Source organism: Halorubrum sp. Atlit-26R, from assembly GCF_003666015.1.
GTDB lineage: Archaea > Halobacteriota > Halobacteria > Halobacteriales > Haloferacaceae > Halorubrum.
Genome location: NZ_QPLT01000189.1, coordinates 1 through 779, shown reverse-complemented (window position 1 = coordinate 779; position 779 = coordinate 1). Strand labels below are relative to the sequence as shown.

The following is a 779-nucleotide window of genomic DNA, read 5'->3' as shown; positions in this document are numbered from 1 at the left end:
GAACCAGCCGTTGATGGTTCCAAGTGGGTGCCAACGGACAGTCGCTGTATCACTCACGTAGGCTGGGTCATGTCCAAGCCACGAGCCTGGCTGATATCGTGCCGTATAGATCCCCGGATCGTCGACGGTTACAATAGCTACACCGGATAGATTGGTCTCGACCTGCTGGTCGGCGATCGCGATGTATCCGTTGCGATTGGGTCCTCCTATCGGATACCAGCGGCCGCTGTCGTCGAGGATGATCGGTGCGCCAGTCTCGTTGTCACGGAGTTCGATTCGGAGTGTAGCCTGTGACTGGTTCTGTTGCAGAACCTCCGCTGTAAGATTACTACGACGGAGCTGTCGTTCAGAACCCTCGGTAGGCTCGACGATCGACGCATTGACTCCTCGAACGATACCTGCGACGTGGAGGGCTTCCCGATCGACAGCCTCGGCTCGAACGGCTACACCGTACGTCGTCGTGTAGGACGTATTGACGACCTCGATGTTGACGTTCTTACCGATGGTCCCCGCCGGAGAGGGTCGGTCAGTCCCCCACGTGTCGACAATCTCCGGGCCGTCCCGAACCGGTTCTGTACGCGGTCCAATCCGAGAAGGATACGCATGGACGAACACGGGGATCGCCTCTGACTTGACTTCGGTACTGGCGCTTCGGCCAGATCGCACGAGTGTATCCCAGCTGGTGTTGCGGGCAGTGTAGAATCGCCAGACACCACGAACTCTCGTGTCACCTTCTTCAGTAAGCGTGTACCCCTGCCAAGGGCGAGACTGGAAGATAG

At 58.3% G+C, this 779-nt stretch carries 1 pseudogene; it reads right to left on the bottom strand.

Annotation, left to right across the window (positions count from 1 at the left end):
- A pseudogene (locus tag DVK07_RS20070) lies at positions 1-779 on the bottom strand (hypothetical protein); the annotation flags it as partial.